The sequence below is a fragment of the Streptomyces katrae genome, assembly GCF_000717655.1.
GTDB classification, from domain to species: domain Bacteria; phylum Actinomycetota; class Actinomycetes; order Streptomycetales; family Streptomycetaceae; genus Streptomyces; species Streptomyces katrae_B.
In genome coordinates, this window is sequence record NZ_JNZY01000046.1 from 13,287 (window position 1) to 34,959 (window position 21,673).

Annotated in this window: 7 protein-coding genes, 1 pseudogene and 2 CRISPR repeat arrays; of the genes and pseudogenes, 3 read left to right on the forward strand and 5 right to left on the reverse strand. The window is 67.9% G+C overall.

The features are described 5' to 3' along the window. The first annotated feature begins 250 nt into the window (after window positions 1–250). Complete coding sequence (locus tag IF09_RS46050; protein ID WP_158710136.1) at window positions 251–802, forward strand: hypothetical protein; 552 nt, start codon at window positions 251–253, stop codon at window positions 800–802. A 658-nt stretch (window positions 803–1,460) separates the two neighbouring features. On the opposite strand, the gene IF09_RS0134880 is transcribed toward IF09_RS46050, so the two are convergent. Together IF09_RS0134880 and IF09_RS0134885 are read right to left on the reverse strand one after the other, a co-directional pair. Continuing rightward, window positions 1,461–1,796: a hypothetical protein gene (locus IF09_RS0134880; RefSeq protein WP_030302788.1), complete on the reverse strand. Its 336-nt coding sequence runs from the start codon at window positions 1,794–1,796 to the stop codon at window positions 1,461–1,463. Between the two features lie 164 nt (window positions 1,797–1,960). Then, the gene (locus IF09_RS0134885; RefSeq protein ID WP_051833454.1) at window positions 1,961–8,878 is read right to left on the reverse strand and encodes an RHS repeat-associated core domain-containing protein; all 6,918 of its coding nucleotides are present in this window, start codon (window positions 8,876–8,878) and stop codon (window positions 1,961–1,963) included. Between the two features lie 747 nt (window positions 8,879–9,625). On the opposite strand from IF09_RS0134885, the gene IF09_RS0134890 reads away from it, so the two are divergent. After that, window positions 9,626–13,918 carry a ricin-type beta-trefoil lectin domain protein gene (locus IF09_RS0134890; RefSeq protein WP_078613652.1) on the forward strand — a complete coding sequence of 1,431 codons (4,293 nt, stop codon included), beginning with the start codon at window positions 9,626–9,628 and terminating at the stop codon, window positions 13,916–13,918. Between the two features lie 398 nt (window positions 13,919–14,316). Here the strand turns inward: IF09_RS0134890 and IF09_RS0134895 are convergent, their stop codons facing one another. Next, the gene (locus tag IF09_RS0134895) at window positions 14,317–14,664 is read right to left on the reverse strand and encodes a hypothetical protein (RefSeq protein ID WP_158710138.1); all 348 of its coding nucleotides are present in this window, start codon (window positions 14,662–14,664) and stop codon (window positions 14,317–14,319) included. A gap of 634 nt (window positions 14,665–15,298) precedes the next feature. On the opposite strand from IF09_RS0134895, the gene IF09_RS0134905 reads away from it, so the two are divergent. Beyond that, window positions 15,299–15,538: a hypothetical protein gene (locus IF09_RS0134905; protein ID WP_158710139.1), complete on the forward strand. Its 240-nt coding sequence runs from the start codon at window positions 15,299–15,301 to the stop codon at window positions 15,536–15,538. Between the two features lie 225 nt (window positions 15,539–15,763). Here IF09_RS0134905 and IF09_RS48655 read toward each other — a convergent pair. Together IF09_RS48655 and IF09_RS0134920 are read right to left on the reverse strand one after the other, a co-directional pair. Next, a pseudogene (locus IF09_RS48655) lies at window positions 15,764–16,033 on the reverse strand (DUF6083 domain-containing protein); the annotation flags it as partial. Between the two features lie 577 nt (window positions 16,034–16,610). Continuing rightward, a CRISPR array of direct repeats spans window positions 16,611–18,471; the repeat unit is 29 nt; unit sequence CTGCTCCCCGCGCATGCGGGGATGACCCC. Between the two features lie 50 nt (window positions 18,472–18,521). Further along, complete coding sequence (locus IF09_RS0134920) at window positions 18,522–20,339, reverse strand: IS481 family transposase (protein ID WP_030302802.1); 1,818 nt, start codon at window positions 20,337–20,339, stop codon at window positions 18,522–18,524. A 488-nt stretch (window positions 20,340–20,827) separates the two neighbouring features. Further along, window positions 20,828–21,535: a CRISPR direct-repeat array (repeat unit 29 nt; unit sequence CTGCTCCCCGCGCACGCGGGGATGACCCC). The last annotated feature ends 138 nt before the right edge of the window (window positions 21,536–21,673 follow it).

Below are 21,673 nucleotides of genomic sequence, written 5' to 3' on the forward strand. Positions count from 1 at the left end.
AGTGGTATCGCGGCGGGGCGCCGTTCAGCCCTCGTGCCAGGCAACCCACCGGCCAGCGGGCCTCGTCGTCCCCGGGTCAGGCTGACCGCAGCAGCGGACGGCCCCGCTCGTACACCTCCCTGGCGTGGGGCCTGGGCCTGGTGCCGCGACCACTCGTACCTCAAAGTCTGGGGCAGGCTCCCCCATACCCTCGTATAAATTCCCTTATACAAGGGAGATTGCCCAGGAAGGATCGTCAGGGGAGAGCCCCATGAGCGAGCATCAGGGGCGGACGGGGGAGCCGACGATGGAAGCGCCTGTCGAGGGCGCCGAGGTGCTCGAAGCCGAGCTCGTTGATGAGGACCTGCTGCCCGCCACCGTCCCGCCGGCAGCCGCGCCTCGCCCGCTGCTTGAGCGGCACACGATCCTCCACCCAGGCGACGCGGTACCCACCGAGGCCGATACCCCGACGTACACGCGCCGGGACTTCGAGGTGTCCCCGGCCACGGCGGAGCGCTTGAAGAACAAGGCCGCGCCGGCGAACACCAACCGCAACTACAACAGCCGGGGTGCCCTGAACCGCCGAGTGGCGCGACCGTGCACGACGGCGACGTACCGCGGCCCCACCGGAACAGATCCGGTGGGGCCGCTGGGGAGCTGTGAGGATGCGACGGTCGACAATGCTTCATTCCGTGCAGAGCGGAAATCTAGAGCGCACCTTCGCCTGCCCGCCCCTTATACGGGACCAGTGATGGGGACATCTTCGGGGGAGATGTTGACTCCGAAGCATCCGATTTCTTTAAGCGGGTGTGGGTCGGGGTAGAGTCGAAAGTAGTATCCAGCTCGTTTGCGATCATCCACGTAGGCCACAAGGAGGCCCCTCTGGCCCATTTTAGCAAGACCCGTAAGGCATTCCGCGGCACCGACAGTCGGCTTGCCGCGCCGCCGCAAGTTGCTCATCCTCGCGCGGCAGATGTTCAGGAGCCTCGTCGCTGGAATGGGCTCGAATCAGATGTTGAAATGCGCTCCAGAAAGTAGTGCTTTTTTGGCCCGACTGCTGGCCTCAGAGTCGAACCCGAATGCGGCTAGCAGTTCACTTGCAGATACCTCCTTCATCTCACCCGCCCGCAACGCTTGCCCAGGTTCCCCCAAAGTCAACCGTGCGGCGGATCCAACGCCAGGCCATCGAAACCCTGGGCCACGCCCTCGGCCAGGACGACAACCCTGACGACCCGTGCACCGCAGCCGTCGTCCGCTGACGTTGTCGTGAGCGTTGCCGTCAGCGCGGATAAGAGCCCCGCTGGGAAGGCATTCCGGCGGGGCTTCTTTAGCCGTTCAAATAGCTTACTTGCTCCTACCCCAGACGTTCTTCAGTGTTGATCACCCACATTTGACCTGGTGCGTACTATCTTCAATCATCACGCACGACGGTTGAAATAACGTCTAAGCTTCGCTGCCAGCATCCCGAAGTCGTGCAACACCTAGAATCGACGCTTCCCCTTCGACCTCGCGGCAATGATCGAACGGAAATTCTCAAATCGCACAGGATCCGGATCCGCGAATTCCAAGATATCCAGGGCCGTCTCACTGTCTCCCGATGTCGCCTCTTTATAGATCAGCCAGATCCCTTCCCCCACCGCAGAGCGACACTCTATTTCCAGATCTGGCAGCCCTGCTTCCACTTCGGTTGCATGGGACTCTCCAGTAACCAGATACCAGAGAATGTTCAGGAAATGGGACCTGATGAACGAAGGTAGCTCCTCGGTCAGCGCGGCGAGAATTACGGGAGTCGCGTACGGCGCCACCTGAAACAGCATGGCCTCTCGCTCCAGGTGACCATCGAGCGTATGTCCGACGGTCTCCTCTAGAGTGCGAGCCCCGAGAAGAGTAGCGAACGAGGACGGAATATGAACGCCAGACTTTCCACATCCACATCGCAGCGAAGCCCAATCATGGCGCTCCAGCTCGATAATAGCAGCCCTCACCTTGCCCCCAACATCCAAGATCCAGCGGGATCAGACAAAACACCCGGAACGAAATTATCCGGTCCGTAATTCCCCTGGCAAACAGTGCATATTTCCTTCTCCTGCAGTGTCTTTCCCAAACCGTCACCGACATCCTCTCTTCTCATGGCTCGGGTAAAGATCACATCACTCGCTGCCCACCCAGTTGCATTCAGGATGTTCGGCTCCGCACAGCTTCCATTCCCGGAACAACTGACAGCGATATCACCAGTCCTCCTATGCACGGCTGCTGTGTAAGTGCGTGACTTCGCCGCCCCCGTCGCCGCTCCCGCAACCTGGTCACGAAGAGCGCTGGCATCCGAGATCCTCGCTTCCATGTCCCAGTTTCCCTGAGCACGGTCCACTACCAGTGTGGGCTTGAACTTTCCCTGTGGACCTCGGGTTCCAGAAGGACAGTTGTGGACGAGAACCGGTGCGGCGCCTGCCAGCACATAGTACGTATGGAAGTCGTTGACGGTGAGGTTGTGCGTGGTAACTGCGTACGGGTAGTTGCGCTTGGAGTGGACGGTGAGGGTGGTGCCGTCGGGGCGGCGGAGCTGTTCGCCCGGGTTGAATTCGCCCGCGTCGACCCACTGGTGGCGGGTCTCGTTCCAGTGCGGGTGGTGGAGGGTGGAGGTCAGCTGGACGGGCGGGGCGCGGGGGTTTGCCTCGTCGGTGAGGGTGAGGTCGGTGAAGTCCTTGTCGTCCGGGGTGGTGATGGTGGCCGTCACCTGCTGGGGACGGGTCTCGCCGGTCTGGGGGTCGGTGGCGAGGACGGTGTCGCCGACACGGACGTTCTGGATCTCCTTGGTGGTGCCGTCGGCCATCTGGACGCGGGTACCCGTGGGGAAGCTGTTGAGCTTGCATGCCACGGCGGTGTCAGCGTCTGCGCCGCCGCTGCTGTGCGATTCGGCGGACCCTGCGCTCGCCTCGGCGTCGGATCCTTCTCGAGCGGCTTTGCTTTCCGTGCTTGCGCTGTCGGTAGCGGTTTCCTTGCCTGCTTTCTCCGCACCCGATTTGGCCGCCTTCGCCTCGGCTTCGCCGGCTTCCTTGGCTGCGGTCTTGGCGCGGCTCATGGCTGCTGCTGCGCGTGAGACTCCGCGTTCGGCTTCGTGGACGGCGTCGTACGCCTTGTTCAGCTCTTTGTAGATCTTGAATGCCTTGATGCCGACCTTGATGGCCTTGGCGATTTTGCCCCACGGGACGAAGTTGAGGGCTGTGTTGATGCAGGCCATGACATCGCCCTTGGTGAAGCAGTCCCGGGCGTCGTTGTAGCCGATCAGGTCGCCGATGAGGTCGACGACCTCGTGGATCAGGTGGTCTCGCCTCTGCTTGGTCTTGTGGAGCTGCGTAGTGGCGCTCTTGAGTTCCCCGTCGGGGTCGGGGGTTTTGCCCTTGTGTTCGGAGAGGGTCTGCGTCTTGATGTACGAGCTTCCGCCGCATTCACCCTGCTCGCACTTGTATGCGAGGCCGCTGGGGTCGGACTTGTTGATCGGATCGTTGTTGGAGTACGCGTACGCGTTCCACTGCTGCGGGTCGCCGGCGTCGAGGATGGGGTCTGGGCTGATGAAGCGGCCGGTTGTCGGGTCGTACTCGCGGGCGCCCAGCAGGGTGAGGCCGGTGGACTTCTCCTTGGTGCCGCCGATGAAGCCCTTGTCGCCGGCCCAGGCGCCCGGGGCGGGCTGAGTGCCGCGTTCGTTGCCGAAGGGGTCGGACGCGCGGCGGACGTGGGCGAGGTCGTTCGCGTTGAACTGGACGCCGCCCGTGCCGTGGTGGTCGGAGCTTTGGTAGGTGAGGGTGGAGGTACCGCCGGTGGTGGTGCGGGTGACGGACAGGCCGCCGGAAGCTGCGTAGGTGCGGACGTTGCTGACCTTGCCGGTGGCGGTGTCCAGGGTGACCTGGTCGGTGCCGAGGTTGAGCGTCGTGCTGCCCGGGTCCCGGCGGATGAGCTGGTTGCCGCCCGTGTCGTACAGGTAGCTGGTGCCGGCGCTCTCACCGGTTCCGGTGATCTTGTCGAGCTTGCCCTGGTCGTTCCAGGTCAGGTTCTTGGTGCCAGGGGTGCTGGTGATCGAGGTGGTGTTGCCGCCCGCGTCGTAGGTATAGGACGTGACCTTGGTGCCGGACGGGCCGGTTTCCGTGGAGGTCATCAGTGCGTGCGGGCCGCCCGTGCCGCCGCCGGTCTTCGGGTCGGTGGAGGGGGTGTTCTGGCGGCCGCCGAAGGTCTGAGTGACGGTGGTGTCCTTGGCCGCGTTGCCGGTGACGTCCTTCTTGACCAGCTTGGTGCGGTTGCCGAGGAGGTCGTACTCGTACTGCTGCCAGTACGGGGCGGGTCCGCCCACGCTGGGCTTGCCGGTGCCTTCGACGGCCGGGCCGCCGGAGTTGGTGCAGCCGCCGACGCCGGGGACGCTGGGCTGGGGAGCGGTGCTCTGGCTCCCGGTGTCGGTCCACGCTTGGGTCAGCCGGCCCAGGTAGTCGTGCGTGAAGCACTGCAGGTCACGGGTGGACCCATCCTGCGTGTTGCCGATCGAGGTCAGCTGGCCGACCTGGTTGTAGGTGTAGTCGACTACGTCGACACTCGAGGTCGCCGCGGTCTGCTTGTCCAAGGTCGAGCGGATCTGCCGCCCGGTCGCGATGTCGTAGCCGATCGTTGAGACGACCTGCTTGGCGCTCTTGCCAACCGTGGTGCGGATGACGTGACCGTAGGGGTCACGCCGCAGGTCCACGACGTAAGGCGAGCGGGTCGTGCCGATGGTGCCGTCGAACGCCGCGAGGTTGCCCGCCGCATCCATGGAGAACGTCATCGTCTCGACGCCCAGACCCGCCTGCGGAACGCCCGGAAGCTCGGTGCTCGCCAACTGGCCGTACGTATCGTAGGTGTTCTTGGTCTCGTAGGTCCCCGCAAGCCCCTTCTCGACCGCCGGGATGGTGGTCTTCGTGCCGCGAGGGCGGTAGCCGCCGTCGTAGCCGGTGACTTCGGAGATGTAGGCGCTGCCGCCGGCTCCGCCGATGTAGCGGGTGCTCGTGGAGGGCTTGCCCAGGGCTTTGGTGTCGTAGGTGAAGGCGCCGACCTGCTTGGCCGGGTCGACGGCCTTGCCCTCGTAGGTCGCGGTGGCGCGGCCGAGGAGGTCGGTGACGGTGGTGGCGCTCTTGTTCCTGCCGTCGGTGACGGTGGTGAGGTTTTTACTGTCGTCGTAGACGGTGGTGCTGGTTCCGGCGTCCGGGTCGGTGGTCTTCACGTTGCGGCCGAGGAGGTCGTAGGTGAAGGTCCACTCGTTGCCTGCGGAGTCCTTGCGCCGCAGCTCCTGGCCTTGCGTGTTGGTCTCGTAGGTCGTCTCGTCGTAGGGACCAGTGGGCGTGTTCGACTTGTACTGGCGCAGGAGCGAGGTGGTGCCGTTGGTGATGGTCGCGGTGGCATAGCCGCCGTTCGGCGGGATGGTGCGGACCTCGTCGGCGCCCGGGTACTCGGTCTTCGAGCGCCACTGTTCCACGCCGTACGACTGGAAGACGGAGGCCGTCTTGCGGCCCAGGCCGTCGAAAACGGAGACAGTCTGCGCGGGGAGCTTGCTGTCGGGGTTGACTCCGCCGTTGGGCAGGAACAGGGTGCCCGACGGACCGGCTTCGTCGTTGTAGTAGGCGGAGCTGGTCTTGACCTGCCAGCCGTGTGAGTCGAACAGCGCGTCCGTGATCAGGCGTCCGCGGGTACCGGAAACAGGGTTCGCCTGTGTCTGGCGGGTGCGCCCGAGTCCGTCGTAGACCGTGTAGCTGGACGTGTACGAGTCGTCGTTCATGAGCGCTTGGCTCAGGACGCTGGACGGCGCGTTGGTGCCGTTCATCGCATAGGAGTACTTGCGTACGGGCAGGGCGCCCTTCGCCCGTTCCTGGCCGGGCTGCCAGATGGAGGTGACGCGGCCGAACTGGTCGTACTCGCGTTCGGCGACGTGCTGGTTCTCGTCCGTCGTCTTCAGCGGCAGCGAGCGGCCGATGTCGAGGGTGGTGGTCGTCTTCCAGCCGAGCGGGTTGGTGTGGGTGACTTCGCTCGGTACTGAGCCGGTGGCCGGCTTGTACTCGGTGGTGGTCACCGCCCCGTCGAGGTGAGCGGCGTCCTTGCGGATCTTGTTGGTGTTGCTCGTGACGCGGCCGTACGCGTCGTACGTCGAGGTGGAGTTGAGCCGGTACACCGGCTTGCCCGCGTCGTCGTACTTCTCGAGGACCGAGGTGCCGGTCTGGTCCCCGGCGGCGCCGGCCTGTCCGGCGGGCTGGTTGTCGAAGGAGGCGAGGGTGTCGCCGACGGTGTTCGCGGCCGTCGGCGTCTGCCCGCAGGCACCCGACAGGACCAGGGTGCGGGAGGCCAGCTGGGTGAGGGCGCCGCCGGGGCCGGCGGCGTAGTCGAACGTGGTGCACAGGCGCTGGTCGGGGCGGGACAGGTCGCTTTTGTCGTCGACCTTGGTCGGTCGCGAGAGGAGGGTGTCGTCGTACTCGGAGGTGCGCTCGCTGATGCGCCAGGTTTTCCCGTCCGCCAGCTTCGCGCGGCTGGTGACCTTGGCCGTGTTCTGGGCGCGGGCGGTGATGGCGGGCAGGTCTCCGGACTGGGCGCGGGTCGCGGTGACCTTGCCGACCCAGGGGGTGGTGACCTCGTCGGCCACCACGGTTCCGCCGTCGCGGTCGTACGTCTCGGTCTGGCGCACCCGGCCGGACAGGATGTTCTCGTCCTTCATGGTGCCGCCCTGCGCGTCGGGCACGGTGACGCTGCGCTTGGTGCCGTTGGCAAGGACGTCGCCGTCCATGCCACGCAGATAGGTGGCCACGCTCTTGGTGCGCGGGGCCTCGGCCACGTTGCCGTTGCCCGTGCGGGTGGTGACCGTGGCGAAGCCGCGGAACTGGTCCCACGTACGGGTCTTGGGGTCGGCGAACTCGGAGTCGTTGCGGTGCCAGGCGATACCGCCGCCGTACTCGTAGTCGGTCACCGTGGTGACCTGGCCGGCGACCATGTCCTGCTGGGTGACGGACTGGACGACGATCTTGTTGAACCAGTCGTTGACCGGGTCCGCGTAGGACTGTTTGGGCAGGTACCACTTGACCGGCATGCAGGCCATCGTGTTGGCGTCCTCGGAGGAGGGCATGGTGCCCTTGACCCTCGAGCACTCCGGCTCCTTGTAGACGACGTTGATCAGGCCGCCGGTCTCTGTGGTGATCTTCTCGATGCGCGGGCGGTAGTACTTCGGTGCCGAGGCGTCCGTACCGTCTGGGCGCCGTACCACGCCGTCGACGCGGTTGGGGATCTGCCGCGGCTGGAACGACACCGCGGGCAGTTCCTTCTCGGGCTGGCCGTTGGACGCCTTGCGCACGATCGAGTCGAGCCAGAGCGTCGGGGAGGTGCCGTCGCCCGGGTTCTCGAAGGACTGGTTGAGGAAGTAGGAGTCGACGGGGCGGTAGCCGGTGCCGGCCAGGACCTCGGTGTCGATCCGCTTGATGCGCTTGGAGGAGAAGTAGGTCGGCGAGAGGTTCAGGCACTGGCCGGAGGCCGGGCATTCCTGGTCGACGGGTGTGTCGGGCCAGGAGTTCGCGTTGGCCTTGGTGCGCTGGGCCGGGGCGCAGGCGGGGGCGTCATCGGGGAAGCAGCGCTCCGTGGTGCGAAGCCACACCTGGGCGGCGGGCTTGGCCGCGCCCTTGGCCGCGATCTGCTCCGGCAGGCGCTGGCCGTAGCCGATCCAGGTCGGGTAGCTGGCGCGCTGGTACCGCGTGTTGGTGCCGGTGCCGTTGTTCTGGCCGCCGCCGCGCCCGTAGTAGTTGTCTTCCTGTTCGTAGCGGTAGGAGACGAGATTCTGGTGCGGGTCCACGACGTAGTCGAGGTTCCACTGCCAGCCCAGCTGCTGCCACGTGCCGTTGGCCGGGGTCTGGGCGCCCAGGCATTTGTCCTGGCCGCTGTTGAAGTAGACGGGGACCGTGGAGACGGACTTGGCCTCGGGGTCGGTGCCGTCGCCGCCGGGCAGGCGGTTGGAGCCGAAGTAGTACTGGGTGCCGTCGGTCGTGGTGACCTTGAAGCCTTCGCCCTTCCAGGCGGCGTTGCGCTGATCGGTCAGGCGCTCGATCTTGGTGCCGTCGTCGCCCTGGAGGCGGTACACGCAGGCGGTGTCGTCCCGGACGATCTGCCCGGCGTGGCCGGCCAGGTTCAGCGAGAGGATGTCTCCGGCCCAGCACTCGTCGCCCGAGTCCTTGATGCCCGCGTCCTTGCACCCCTTGTACGAGCGCGAGATCGAGCCGGGGCTCCAGTCCCAGCCCTCTCCGAACAGGCCTGCCTGTGCGTTCGTCGACGCGGTGCGGCCGTCGACGGAGGAGGAGTCGTAGCCGAGGGAGATTCCCGGCCCGGCTCCGGCGATGCCGTTGGGTACCTCGACGGTGTAGCCATAGGTGAAGTTCGCGGCGTTCGCCCCGGCCTGCCAGGAGGCGGACGGCTGCAGCGGGCTGGCGGTGTAGTCACCGCTGGCGCCCTTGGGGCCCGGCTCCAGCGCGAGCGCCACGTCCTGGGCGGCGAGCACCTGCGGGGCTGTCGGCGATGCCGACTTGGTGCCGCCGGGCTGGTTCTTCTTCGGCGCGGCGGCGAAGCCAGAGGAGCTCTTGGGCACGTCCACCTCGGCGACCAGGCGCCCGGAGGCGTCCCGGTGCGAGGCGAGGGGCGTACGGGTCGTACAGCCGGTGGCGCCGGGAGTGGTCAGCGCACAGGTGGGCAGCTGAACGAGACGGGCGCGGTCGGCCCAGTTGGCTCCGGCGGCCTTGGCCCATGCCGAGACGTCGAGACCGACTTCCACCTTGCCGGCGGGGCCGGTGCCGGCGGTGCTGCTGAGGGCGATGAGTGCGCCGTTGACTCCGGCGGCCCGGGTCTTGGCTGTCTCCTTCACCTCGACACGCAGTGTGCTGTCCTGGCCGGATTGTGTGGCCGATCCTCCAACGGCGAGAGAAGATAAATTCGCCGAATGATTCACGCCATTCGCGGGCGCAATCCAGACAGGAAGTTCGCCGGCCTGGAGGGCCCCGGGGCCGGTGACGCCTCGAGCCGTTTCCTTGGGACCCAAGGTGACGTTTGCCGCGCCGGCCGGAATCTTGCTGTTCGATTCGGGGGACCATTTCCGGCCAGCCGGCGCCTGCTTGGCCGAAGGCTTGGCATTAGCCCCCTTGACGGGTTTCGCATCCGGCAGCGGTGTATTGGGTGGAACCCACACCTTCGGCGGCTTGTCGGCCGCTTCGACTACCGGAAGGCCGAGGCCGGAGAAGAGAACTGACAGCGCAGCGACGACCGCGATGCGCGACCGTCTGGTGCGCGAGCGTGCAGTGGAGCCACCTCTACGAGACAACCGAATCCCCCCACAGGACACAGGAAGCGTGAACCCGGACCGGCAAGGCCCAGATCAGAGGCACCTTACGAAATGCACGTTCGATTTATCAGCGGAGTCTCATATTCCTCACGCGTGACTCATGTCACTTGAGGTGCGCCTCGGGCGTTCACCACCCAAAGCGGACAGCGGAATCTCATAAAGCGTTGACAGAATTGCAGACGTGAAGACATCGTGCGGCTGACTTCTGTCCGTCTCACAGCTCAGGGGGGCTTTCACGTGAGATCGTCATTTTCAGCATTGCGGACACCAAGGATGGGGAGCCGCACTCGGCGGGCCTTGCGCGTCTCGATGCTGCCCGTTGCCGGAGCAGCCGTACTCTCGCTCGGAGCTGGCCTGATCGCCGCTCCGCCCGCAGCGGCCGACGGCTCGCGGGGCCACGGACCAGGGCAGTCCGCCTGGCCCGCGCCTCCGCCCAAACCCGCGCCGAGCGCGCAGGAAACGGCCATCACCAAGGCCCTCGCCGAGGCCAGGAGCAGCGGAAAGCGGGTGGCCGTCGCCGACCTGACCACCGCGGGCTCGCAGACGTTCGCCAATCCCAGCGGCACGCTGACCACCGATGCCACTGCCCTACCGGAGCGCACGAAGGGCACGGACGGGCAGTGGCGCGCCCTCGACGCCACGCTCCACGCCGCCGCAGACGGTGCGGTCGTACCGGCCGCGGTCTCCTCGAAGCTCAGCTTCTCCGGCGGCGGCACGGGCCCCATGGTCTCCATGGCTACGGCCGACGGTCGGAAAGTCGCCTTCAAGACCCCGTTCGCGCTCCCCAAGCCCGCACTCGTCACGGACAGCGCCCTCTATCGCAACGTCCTTCCGGACGTGGACCTGCGACTGAGCGCCGACCGGCAGGGCGGCTGGAGCCAGGTCCTGATCGTCCGCACCGCCCAGGCCGCCGCGAACCCGGCGGTCAGGAGGCTGCGGCTGGATGTCGAGGCAGACGGGCTGACCGTCGCCGGCGACAGCGCAGGCAACCTCGACATCAAGGACGCCAAGGGCCGGACCCGCTTCACCAGCCCGAGCTCCTTCATGTGGGACTCGGCCGCCGCACCGGCTCCGGCCGCCGTCCAGCGCCTGAGCAAGTCGGCCGGCGCCGACGCCCCGCAGTCCGCCCCGGCCACCGATGATCCGCCCGCGGCCTCCACCGCGGACGGCCCGGGCGCGGGTGCCACCGTAAAGCCGGTCAGGACGACGGCCGACTCGAAGGGGATCGAGCTCGTCCCCGATCCCGATCTGCTGGGCAAGGGCACAGGCCCCTGGTACATCGACCCGGGCTGGAATCCGGTTCTGGACAACCCCAACCAGGCCTGGGCGCAGGTCCAGGAGGCCTACCCGGACACGAACGAGTTCAACGGCACCGAGTACGGCCAGGACAAGCCGGCCACCGGCTACTGCGGATACAACATCGGCAACCCGCCGTGCACCGGAATCGGCCGCACCCGCGCCTACTTCCAGATCGGGGTCGACTCGAGGCTGTACAACACCGAGATCATCAACGCGACGTTCTCCGCGACCGTGATCTCCTCGTCCAGCCCGAGCACCGGCACACCGATGGGCCTGTACTCCACCAACGCCATCGGCAACCCGACCAGCTGGAACCGGCAGCCCTGCGGCACGGGCTCCACCATGAAGGGTTGCAGCCAGGTCGGGCACACCAGCATGTCGGGTACCGGACAGATCGACTTCAACGTCACGGACCTGGTGAAGAACGCCTCCCGGTACCAGTGGCCTACCATCACCGTCGGCCTCGCCCCTGACGACGAGTACAACAAGTACTACCGGCAGCGGTACGAGAACACCCCGCACATCGTCGTCGAGTACGACATCACGCCAACCGTCTGGTGGCCCCGCACCCGTCCCACTCCCGGCTTCGCGAACTCGGCCTCGTACGCCGACTGCCGCACGCCCGGCACCGCGAACCCCTGGGACAACCCCGGCTGGGTCGGCGCCAACAACAACGTCACCCTCACCACCTCCACGTACTCGGCCACCAAGCGCCAGCTCCAGACGACCTTCCAATACTGGGACGACGACACTGGCAAGACCGAATACGCCCAGACCGGCTGGAACGGCGACTACGGAGACGCGACCGTCGACATCGGCGCACTGACCGACGGCCACCAGTACGGCTGGGCAGCACGCACCACGGACGGGACGCTGACCAGCGCGGCCACGGAATGGTGCTTCCTGCGCGTCGACCGCACCCCTCCCACCGCAGCCGTCACCTCCACCGACTTCCCCGCCTCAGGCACGATCGACGCCCACCCCAAGCGCGCGGGCGAAGAAGGAACGTTCACCCTCTCAGGCACCGATACCGCACCGGCAGCCGGCGGGCGCACCTCGGGCCTGGCCTGCGCCCGCTGGACCACGGACCCGGTCAAGGCCGCGGCCGTCAACTGGAAGTGCACCGATACCGAAACCGGCATAGCCAAGCTCACCGACGGAAAGACCACCATCAAGGTCACCCCCCAGCGGTGGGGTACCAACTACCTCTACCTGCAGACCCAGGACAACGCCGGCAACCTCTCCCAGCCCGTCGCCTACAGCTACTACGTGCCGTCCAACCCGACCAGCCCTGCCCCGATCTTCGGCGACCTCACCGGCGACAGGAGGGCGGACATCGTCCTGCCCGACAGCGCCGGCACGCTGCGCCTGGTCGGGGGCGACAGCGACCCTGGTGCGGCCCCCAGCGCCCGCCCGCAGCTGGCCCCCGGCTGGAACGGCTGGAATGGCATCCACACCACCCACCGCGGCAGCCTGGGTGAGAAATCCGTTGACGATCTCTTTGCCCACCAGCCGGGCCAGCCCAAGTTGTACGTCTACCTCAACGACGCGACCGGCGGTCTCGATGGCACGGCACCCGTAACCGTGACCAAGCCCGGCAGCTGTGCCACACCCGCCGGGGCAGCAATCGACTGCACCGCTCACGGCTACGGCACCGACTGGTCCAAGGCGACGCAGATCGCGGCCTTCGGCTCACTGTCCGGGGACACCGCAAAGGACGGGGCATTGGGGCGTACTTCCCTGCTCTTCGTCGAGAACGGGCGGCTCTGGCTCGCCGCGGCCGGAACTGTAAACAAGCTCGGGCCCCGATCCATCCTGCTTTCGGCCAACGACGCCCGATGGGACGGCTACGAGTTGATCACTCCCGGGCGTGCACAGGGCACAGACCTGCCAACTCTCTGGGCGCGATCCAAGGCCGACGGCACTCTGCACGCCTTCCCGGTCAGGGGCACGACGCAGGAACCCGACCTCAGCGGCTTCACCGACCCGTCTGCAGGCACGATCGGCGGCAAGTTCGAACCTGCCCGCTACCCGCGGGTCGGCTCCGACGGCGACCTCACCGGCGACGGCCTCCCCGACCTGTGGGCTGTAGATGGAGGCCAGCAACTCGTCGCGTTCAAAGGCACGGGTACCGCCCCGAATGGCGGCACCGTCCCACACCCCACGGTTACCGACGTTGATGTGACCCCGATCTTCATGGGCAACCTCAACATGCCGACCGCGCAGTGGAAGCTGACCGGGCAGAACGGCACCATCACCCGGGATTCGGTCGGCACCAACGACGCCACCACGACCGGCATCACGTTCTCGCCCGACACGATCGGCGGCCGCGCAGCCACCTACGCCGCTTTCAAGGGCTCAGAGTCTCAAGCGAACATCACGGCCGCCCGTTCGGCCGTCGACACGACGAAGAGCTTCACCATCAGCACCTGGGCCAAGGCCGGGGCCGAGAGGAGGCTCATCGCCAGCCAGGACGGCAATCGGACGAGTTCCTTCATCTTGTATGCCGACTCCTCGCACTGGCGCTTCGCCCTGGCTCACGCCGATGCCGACGGATGGCCGTTCGACTACACCGACATCGCCAACGACGCCGCCCGGTTCACCCCGAACACGTGGGCCCGCCTGACGGCCGTCTACAACGCCGACACCGGCCTCATGAGCCTCTACGTCAACGGGGTCCTCGCCGGCACCGCGCAGCACCAGCCCTCCACGAGCCCTGCCGCCAGTGGGCCTCTCGTACTCGGCCGGTTCAAGGCCGACGGAGCCAGCGCGGACGCCCTTGACGGCGGCATCAGCGACTTCGCGGTCTACCCGTACTCCGTCGCCCCCACCGCCCCGGACGCCGTCGGCCCGATTGCTCTGACGGCTTCGGCCGCCAACTGCGTCGACAACGACTTCAACCGCCCCGACGACGGCAACAAGATCCAGATCGCCGCCTGCAACGACTCCGGCGCACAGAAGTTCCAGATCCGCGGCGACGGCACCATCCGTACGCAGGGCAAGTGCCTCAACGCCACGAACGCGGGAACGAAGAACAACACACTCATCGAACTCCGAACCTGCGACAGCGCGGCCTCGAGCCAGCGATTCCTTCCCCGCGCCGACAACAGCATCTACAACCCGGTGTCCGGCCGTTGCCTCGACCTCGGCAACTTCGACACCCGTCCCGGAACCCCTCTCTGGCTGTTCGACTGCAACGGCAGCCCCGCCCAGCGCTGGACCATCCCCACCCTCGGCACGGCGCCTCTTCCCGCCCCGAGCGCGTAGACGCCCTCACCTGCGTCAACGCAGCGGCCGCCTCTCCGAAGTCGGGGGAAGCGGCCGCTGCCGTCCCGAAACACAGGGGTGTCAGGGAACACTGCAGAGCTTGCCGATCTGTCATGTCCGGCAAGCTCTGCCCGGGCTGTGACCGAAGGGCGGTGAGCGCCCGGGCGGGCCGTCCGTCAGGCCGCGTCCGTGCAGGCGCAGCGCATCGCCGCGCTGGACGGCCTGCAGCTACTGGCGGCCCCGTCGGGGTCCTGTTCCACTACTTGCCCGGCTCTGAGCGGATGGTGGTCGAGCAGGCGGCCCAGCTGTCAGAGGTCGGCTGGACCACTGCGGCTCAACGTCGGGCGCTCAATCGTGGCGCCCTCCAACGCTGTTGGGCGTCGGAGGGCGCGCAGCGGTCAGGAGATCGGGGCGAAGCCGGTCACCGTTGGGTGCGGGCCGGTGGTGCCGGTGCCGGGGAAGACGGTGATCTTGCCGGAGGCGTCGGCGGACCACAAGTCGGGCAGGCCGTCACCGGTGAGGTCGCCGTCCGAGCCGATCCGCAGGTGCGTGGCAGCGGGCACGGTGGCCAGGACAGTCCCCGCCGTCGGGTCGTTGAAGGCGGAGAAGTCGGGTGCGTCGGCGGTGCCGCTGACGGAGAAGGCGCGGATCGCACCATCTGCCGTGGAGCGGGTCCACAGGGTCGGGAACGCGCTCCCCTGCGCGGGCCCGGGGTGAGTGCTCGTACCCGGCACACCTGTCGTCATTGGGCGAGAGGAGGGTGGACTCCCAGGCCAGGCCGATGCTGTCACTCCGGGTCAGCCACAGGCGGCCATTCTCAATGGACAGCCGGGAGGTATGCGGGAGGATGCCGCCCACTGCGGTGTCCCCCCGGGGGGATCCATACGCCGCGATCTGTGTGACCTGCGTTCAGTCCGTGCGGAAGCCGTGCTGTGCGCAGTCTATGAACGCGCCTGAAGTGTTCTGGCAGGTCTCGGGCTTCCAGAGGAGCTTTGGGCCCTGCTCGGTGAACCGGCCCCCTCCGTCGTTGCGGAACAAGTACAGGCCGTATCCGCTTGGGGAATGGGCGATCAGGTCGTCGACCTGGTCGCCGCTCAGGCTTCCCCGGTGGGTGTACTGGATTCCTGCCCAGCTGCCAATGTCCTCGGGGGCGGCCAAGCGACGCGCACTGGGGGTGTCCCGCGGGTCGGAGCCGGGCTTGCGCAGGTTGCCGTCCGCGTCGGGGACCAGGACGTCCGGCTTGCCGTCGGCGTCGATGTCGCCGAAGGATGCGGGTGCGGCGGCCGGCTGGGCGTAGTAGTCCAGGCGGGCAGGCTGGGAGACGTTCCCCGCGGGTCCATCGTCTCGAGGTAGACGGACTGGCTGCCCCAGGTGGCGGGCTTGAGCTTGATGTCGAGCGTGCCGTCGGTGAGGCGGACGATGTGGGCGTCGGTCGCCTCGTCCGAGCAGCGCCAGCCGGCGCTCGGGGTCCCGTTCGTACTCCAGCGGGCGCAGACGATGCCCGAGCCGGTGTCGGTGTCGGACCCGTGCAGCGTGAACACGGCCTCCTCTCCGGCCTTCTTGGGTGTCGCGTCCGTGGTCATGTCCGCCGTCGGCGGGATGTGGTCCACGCGGAAGTAGCACCACTGCGTGTAGGGGCCGGTCAGCTGGCCGTCGCTGGTGCGGGCACGCCAGGCGTCCTGGCTTCCGTCGGTCAGGCGGTCTCGGGGGATGACCGTACGTGCCTCGCCGGGCGGCGCCCACGAGGCCGGGTAATCGGTGCGCGGACCTCCGTACACGGTGTCTCAGAGCTGGAAGGCCGTGGTCAGCCCCTTGGGCGATGGGATGGGCGCGGTTGAGGTGGTTGCGCAGGGGTTTGGGGCCGGGGCGGGCGCTGGCGGTGCAGACGGGTTCGTGGCGGATGCGGACGGTGTCGGTGGGGTCCGTCCAGCCGAGCGGGAGGGCGATGCCGTTGCCGTTGACTCTCCAGCGGAGTTCTTCGGGTACGAGGTGGGTGGGTGCTTCACGAACGTCGAGGACGACTTCTTCGCCGTCGTGGTCCGGGTAGCCCTGGACGGAATCTCCGCACCGCCAGCAGTGGCCCAAGCGGCCGAGGTCGGCGTACTTGCTGCTCACGGCGCGCCACCATAGTGGCCAGCCGGGCGACGGACCGAGCGATCACCCGTTCTGGTCGACAGTGGAGCGTGGCCAGGTCGTGGCAGCGCGGATGGCCCCCAAGCGAGCCTCCGCTACGGACGTACAGGGATAGTCATGGATATCGGTGGCGGGCCGGCCTGGCTCCCCCGGACCTGGACCGGCTGCGGACCGTGGAGACCCTCCTTACCGTGCTCCTCGCGAAGACCCGCGAGCGAATCGCCGTGCTGGAGCAGGCCGAACGAGTACGCACGGACGCCGCCCGACACCGGCCGCCGGTCGTGGAATGGTCTCGATACCGACCCGGCCCACGAGAACAGTGCGAAGCAGAACGTCCTGGCGGCTGCTGAGGGCGATATGGCCGTCGCGCAGCGGGCATGGTCGGAGGCCGGCCTCCCCGAGACCGGTGCTGTGTCTGTAAGCCAGCTGGTCGACGCGCTGGAACGCCTCTCATAAGCCGACGGAGAGCCGGATATGCGACGGTTTACCTGAAAGGTCGTGATCGGTGAAAGTACTCCAGAACGCGTCCCGGCTTGCCTAAACTGGCTGCTCAGGAAGCCTGCTCCCCGCGCATGCGGGGATGACCCCATGTCGCCGATGGTGACTTCGCCCGAGGCGCTCTGCTCCCCGCGCATGCGGGGATGACCCCACCATGTGCATGTTCAGGGAATGGCATCCGAGCTGCTCCCCGCGCATGCGGGGATGACCCCCCGACCGAGCGAGCCGCCCGACTCGTCGCCCGCTGCTCCCCGCGCATGCGGGGATGACCCTAGCGGACGCTGGTGCCGGGCCGGGGGGCTTCGCTGCTCCCCGCGCATGCGGGGATGACCCCAGCTCGTCGGCGAAAACAATTCGCTTGTCCTTCTGCTCCCCGCGCATGCGGGGATGACCCCACGGGTGGCACTCGCTCACCACGCCCACCGTGCTGCTCCCCGCGCATGCGGGGATGACCCCGTCCTCGGCCGCTCCCGGTCGTGGCTGTCGCACTGCTCCCCGCGCATGCGGGGATGACCCCCGTCCCGCCCGGTACGTTCAGCGGCGTCACGACTGCTCCCCGCGCATGCGGGGATGACCCCGCGATCGGCACCCGGCAGCTGTCCATGAAGACCTGCTCCCCGCGCATGCGGGGATGACCCCAAGGTCGACTCATTACTGTCGAACATGGTCTGCTGCTCCCCGCGCATGCGGGGATGACCCCGCCGCTGCACAGATCTGGGGATAGGGGGTCTGCTGCTCCCCGCGCATGCGGGGATGACCCGACCCATGTTCGCCGCGTGCGACTGGAAGAGCACTGCTCCCCGCGCATGCGGGGATGACCCCAGCGCGCCGTACACCCCGAACAGCAGCGGGACCTGCTCCCCGCGCATGCGGGGATGACCCCGCCAACGCCAGCAACGCGCCGCCAGAAGGGGCCTGCTCCCCGCGCATGCGGGGATGACCCCCCACGCTTAGATCTGCACACTGCTCAGTGCTCTGCTCCCCGCGCATGCGGGGATGACCCCGACCCGGACGCGTGCGACACGGTGATGTGCGTCTGCTCCCCGCGCATGCGGGGATGACCCCAGGTCCCGTCCGTCCTGCCGGTCTGGGAGCAGCTGCTCCCCGCGCATGCGGGGATGACCCCGGCTCCCCGTCCTCCTCGGTGAGCACCAGGTACTGCTCCCCGCGCATGCGGGGATGACCCCCGGCGGCCGGAAGGCGAAGTGCGCGCTCCGCACTGCTCCCCGCGCATGCGGGGATGACCCCCAGCGCCGTCCCCCTGGTAGGCACCGCTCCGTGCTGCTCCCCGCGCATGCGGGGATGACCCCGCTTCGATCCGTTGCTCGATACTGACTGTGATGCTGCTCCCCGCGCATGCGGGGATGACCCCCGCGTGGACGAAGCAGCCGCGAACGGGGACCGCTGCTCCCCGCGCATGCGGGGATGACCCCGGGCCCTGGAAGTTCACGCGCGAGCAGCTCCGCTGCTCCCCGCGCATGCGGGGATGACCCCCACGGAGCCCTCCCCGCCCGGCACAGGTACCACTGCTCCCCGCGCATGCGGGGATGACCCCGTTTTCGATCCTTCTGGAGCCGGTCCCGCCGACTGCTCCCCGCGCATGCGGGGATGACCCCCGCCCGCGATGGGCACCACGCAGTACATCAGCACTGCTCCCCGCGCATGCGGGGATGACCCCTGCCGCGTGACGGCCGTGACCCGGTTCCCCGACTGCTCCCCGCGCATGCGGGGATGACCCCCGCTGCCGCCGCCCGCGGTGCCGGCTCCCGACCTGCTCCCCGCGCATGCGGGGATGACCCCAAGCCGGACGTGTGGGCGGTGACCCATGCGAACTGCTCCCCGCGCATGCGGGGATGACCCCAGGTCGTCTACGGTCCCGGTGACGGTACGTCGCTGCTCCCCGCGCATGCGGGGATGACCCCGAGGCGAGCGAGGCCGTCGCGTGGATGCGCGGCTGTGTCGGTGTGAGGTCTCAGGACTTCCTTGACGGTTTGTCGTCAGGAGATCCTTGACGGTCTCTCTGGGTGCCCATGCCTTTGACGTAGAGCCTGGTGATCGGTCTGGGGTTCTTGCGGGGCCTGACGGCGAGTTCGTCTTCGCCGTGCAGGATCCGGAAGTGGGTGTCCTCGATGACGACGGTGACGATCTTCCCGGCATGCCGCGGGCCGAGCTTGATGAACTGGCCATTGATCATGAAACGGCCGCTTGCATGCACCTTGCGCTGGGCCCGGATGGCACCGGTCGGTAGAGGCGGAGGAGGCAACGGTGACGTCGCCGTCCGGGCCCCGTGGATCTGCCCCAGACGGTCGGCCGGAACGGGGCAGGGCCACGTCCCCATCAGAGCGTTGTCGGCGATGGCATGCATGAGGTGCCCGTCCAGGAGGAGCGTGATGGTGCGGCCCGCCAGGGCGAACCCGACCTGGTATCGGCCGCCTGCCAAGCCGACGAGTCCGTCCCGCTGGACCTTTCGCTCGACCTCGACCGGCTCGCCGGCGGCCAAGATGGCCTTACCGCTCCGTGCCCTGAGCAGGGCAGACGTGACGGGTTCGGGACCGGCCGGGCGGGCGCCGTAGCGCATGGTCAGGTAGGCGAGATCCTCCGGCCGCAGCCGGGACGGGACCGTCGTGACCAGGTGCCCTTCGAGGAGGAAGTGGACGCTGCGATGGTTCGCCCAGACGGTCAGCGTCCTGCCAGCCAGTGCCTGGTGGATGCCGACTCGCTGCCTGCCCGTCACCAGGGTGATCTCACCGCTGGGCGGCACCCGCACTTCGAACTCGACCGCGGTCCCCTGCGGCGGCAGAACCGGCGGTTCAACGACCTCGATGGACAACTCCGGCTGAACAACTTGTTCAGGATGCTTGTCACCGTCGCGAACGGGAGAATGGGGGCGGAAGAGACTGACCGGGGTGGCCATAGTCAGGGCCTGATGCGGGCGCTGGTGGTTGTAGGCGTGCACCCAGCCATCGATCGCTTCCTGGGCCGCGGCCAGCGACTCGAACGGCACCACGTGATCGAGGAACTCCTCACGCAGGGTGCGGTGAAAGCGCTCGATCTTGCCCGTGGTGGTGGGTGAACGCGGCTTGGTCAGCCGCTGGGTGATGCCGTTCTCCCGGCAGATCCGCTCGAAAAGCACCTCCACCGGCTGGGGGCGGGTATGACGGCCGGTGAACTGCTTGCCGTTGTCCGTCAGCACCTCGAAGGGCACCCCGTAGCGGCGCATCGCGGCGGTGAAAGCCGAGCACACAGCGCGGGCGCTGGGCACGGCCACGACGGAGGCGATCACGACGAACCGGGAGTGGTCGTCGATACCGGTGACCATCTTGCACTCCCGCCCGTCGGCCAGCGGAACCCCTCCGACCAGGTCCATCTGCCACAGGTGCATGGGCGCTTCGCGCTGCCAGCGGCGGTACTTGCGCGGGTGCTGCTGTTCCTGGGTGCGGACCAGGCCGTTGCGGGACAGCACCCGGTGGACCGTGGCCCGCGACGGCGCCAGCTCCAGCCCGCGGCCAGCCAACTCGTGGGAGATCCGGCGGGCACCCCACCGGGGATGCCGACGACGAAGCTCGCAGATCTCGGCTTCCACCTCGGCGGACAGGCGGGTGGGGCTGTTCCGCGGGCGCCGGGAGCGGTCCAGCAGGCCGGGCCTGCCTTCCTGCTCGAACCGCCGTCGCCAGCTGTAGAGAGTCTGACGCGAGGTGCCGTACCGAGCTGCGACCTCACCGATCGGAGACCCGCCGAGCACCTCACGGACGGCTCGGTAGCGGTACTCGGCCAACTGCTGTACGTCCACGCCACCGACGGAAGCACCACTGCCGCACCGGTCGTCGGGAGATGACGAACGTTCAGCCGAACGTGTCAACCATGTCCAGAGGACAAACGGTCAAGCATCTCCTGAGACCTCACACCGACACGGCTGCTCCCGCGCACGCGCGGATGACCCCTTCGGCCTGTACTGCCAGGTCAACGCCTACGAGCTGCTCCCTGCGCACGCGGGGATGACCCCACCGCGCTTTTGGCGCGATAGGGCCCAGGTTCTTCCTCGAGGACCCTTTGAACCCGGCAGAGCTGGCCCACCTCGAAGGTCAGACTGGTGTGTCGCTGCCCGGGGAGTACCGCCAGAACAGGCGACCGGACCAGAGCATGGTGAAGCCGGCCTCCGGGTCATCCCCGCGTGCGCGGATCGGATATGGGACGGTTGACGGTTTACCTGAAAGGTCGTGATCGGTGAAAGTACTCCAGAGCGCGTCCCGGCTTGCCTAAACTAGCTGCTCAGCAAGCCTGCTCCCCGCGCACGCGGGGATGACCCCGTCCGCGCCTGCTTGACCAAGCGCGCGAGCTCTGCTCCCCGCGCACGCGGGGATGACCCCGTCTGGACTGCGATCGGGTCGGTGACGATCTCCTGCTCCCCGCGCACGCGGGGATGACCCCGTGCCGCCCGAGTCGTACACGCCGAGGTAGCACTGCTCCCCGCGCACGCGGGGATGACCCCGCGTAGATGCGGCGGGCGAGGTACACGTGGCCCTGCTCCCCGCGCACCCGGGGATGACCCCGAGAACTACTGGCTGGAGTGCTCCACCGTGATCTGCTCCCCGCGCACGCGGGGATGACCCCCTGCCCGTCACCCCCGATGGTGACGGTGACAGCTGCTCCCCGCGCACGCGGGGATGACCCCTGGGCGCTGCCCACGAACCCGAAAATCGGGCCCTGCTCCCCGCGCACGCGGGGATGACCCCACCCGGTGCAGGGGCCGGTCGTGCGGCAAATCCTGCTCCCCGCGCACGCGGGCATGACCCCTGGTTGTCGGCGCCAGCCCCGTTGAGCGTGAACTGCTCCCCGCGCACGCGGGGATGACCCCGCGACCAACCTGGCCCACGGCAAGGGCCTGATCGCCACACACTGCTCCCCGCGCACGCGGGGATGACCCCGTCGCCCCGTACGGGGACGAGCGGATCGCCCTCTGCTCCCCGCGCACGCGGGGATGACCCCCTCCTGCGGATCAGCACCGCCGAGCACCTGGGCTCGCCGCGGGACGTGGACGCCTGCCACCGGCTATAGCGCGGAGGCGGTGGTGCTCTTCCCCTCGGCCCGCAGCATCGATAGCTCCGCACCCCGGGCGGCGACGAG

Excerpts from the sequence above, each read along its gene's own strand:
- IF09_RS46050 (WP_158710136.1), top strand. The coding sequence starts at position 251 with ATGAGCGAGCATCAGGGGCGGACGGGGGAGCCGACGATGGAAGCGCCT.
- IF09_RS0134880 (WP_030302788.1), bottom strand. The coding sequence starts at position 1,796 with ATGCTGTTTCAGGTGGCGCCGTACGCGACTCCCGTAATTCTCGCCGCG.
- IF09_RS0134890 (WP_078613652.1), top strand. The coding sequence starts at position 9,626 with ATGGGGAGCCGCACTCGGCGGGCCTTGCGCGTCTCGATGCTGCCCGTT.
- IF09_RS0134895 (WP_158710138.1), bottom strand. The coding sequence starts at position 14,664 with ATGACGACAGGTGTGCCGGGTACGAGCACTCACCCCGGGCCCGCGCAG.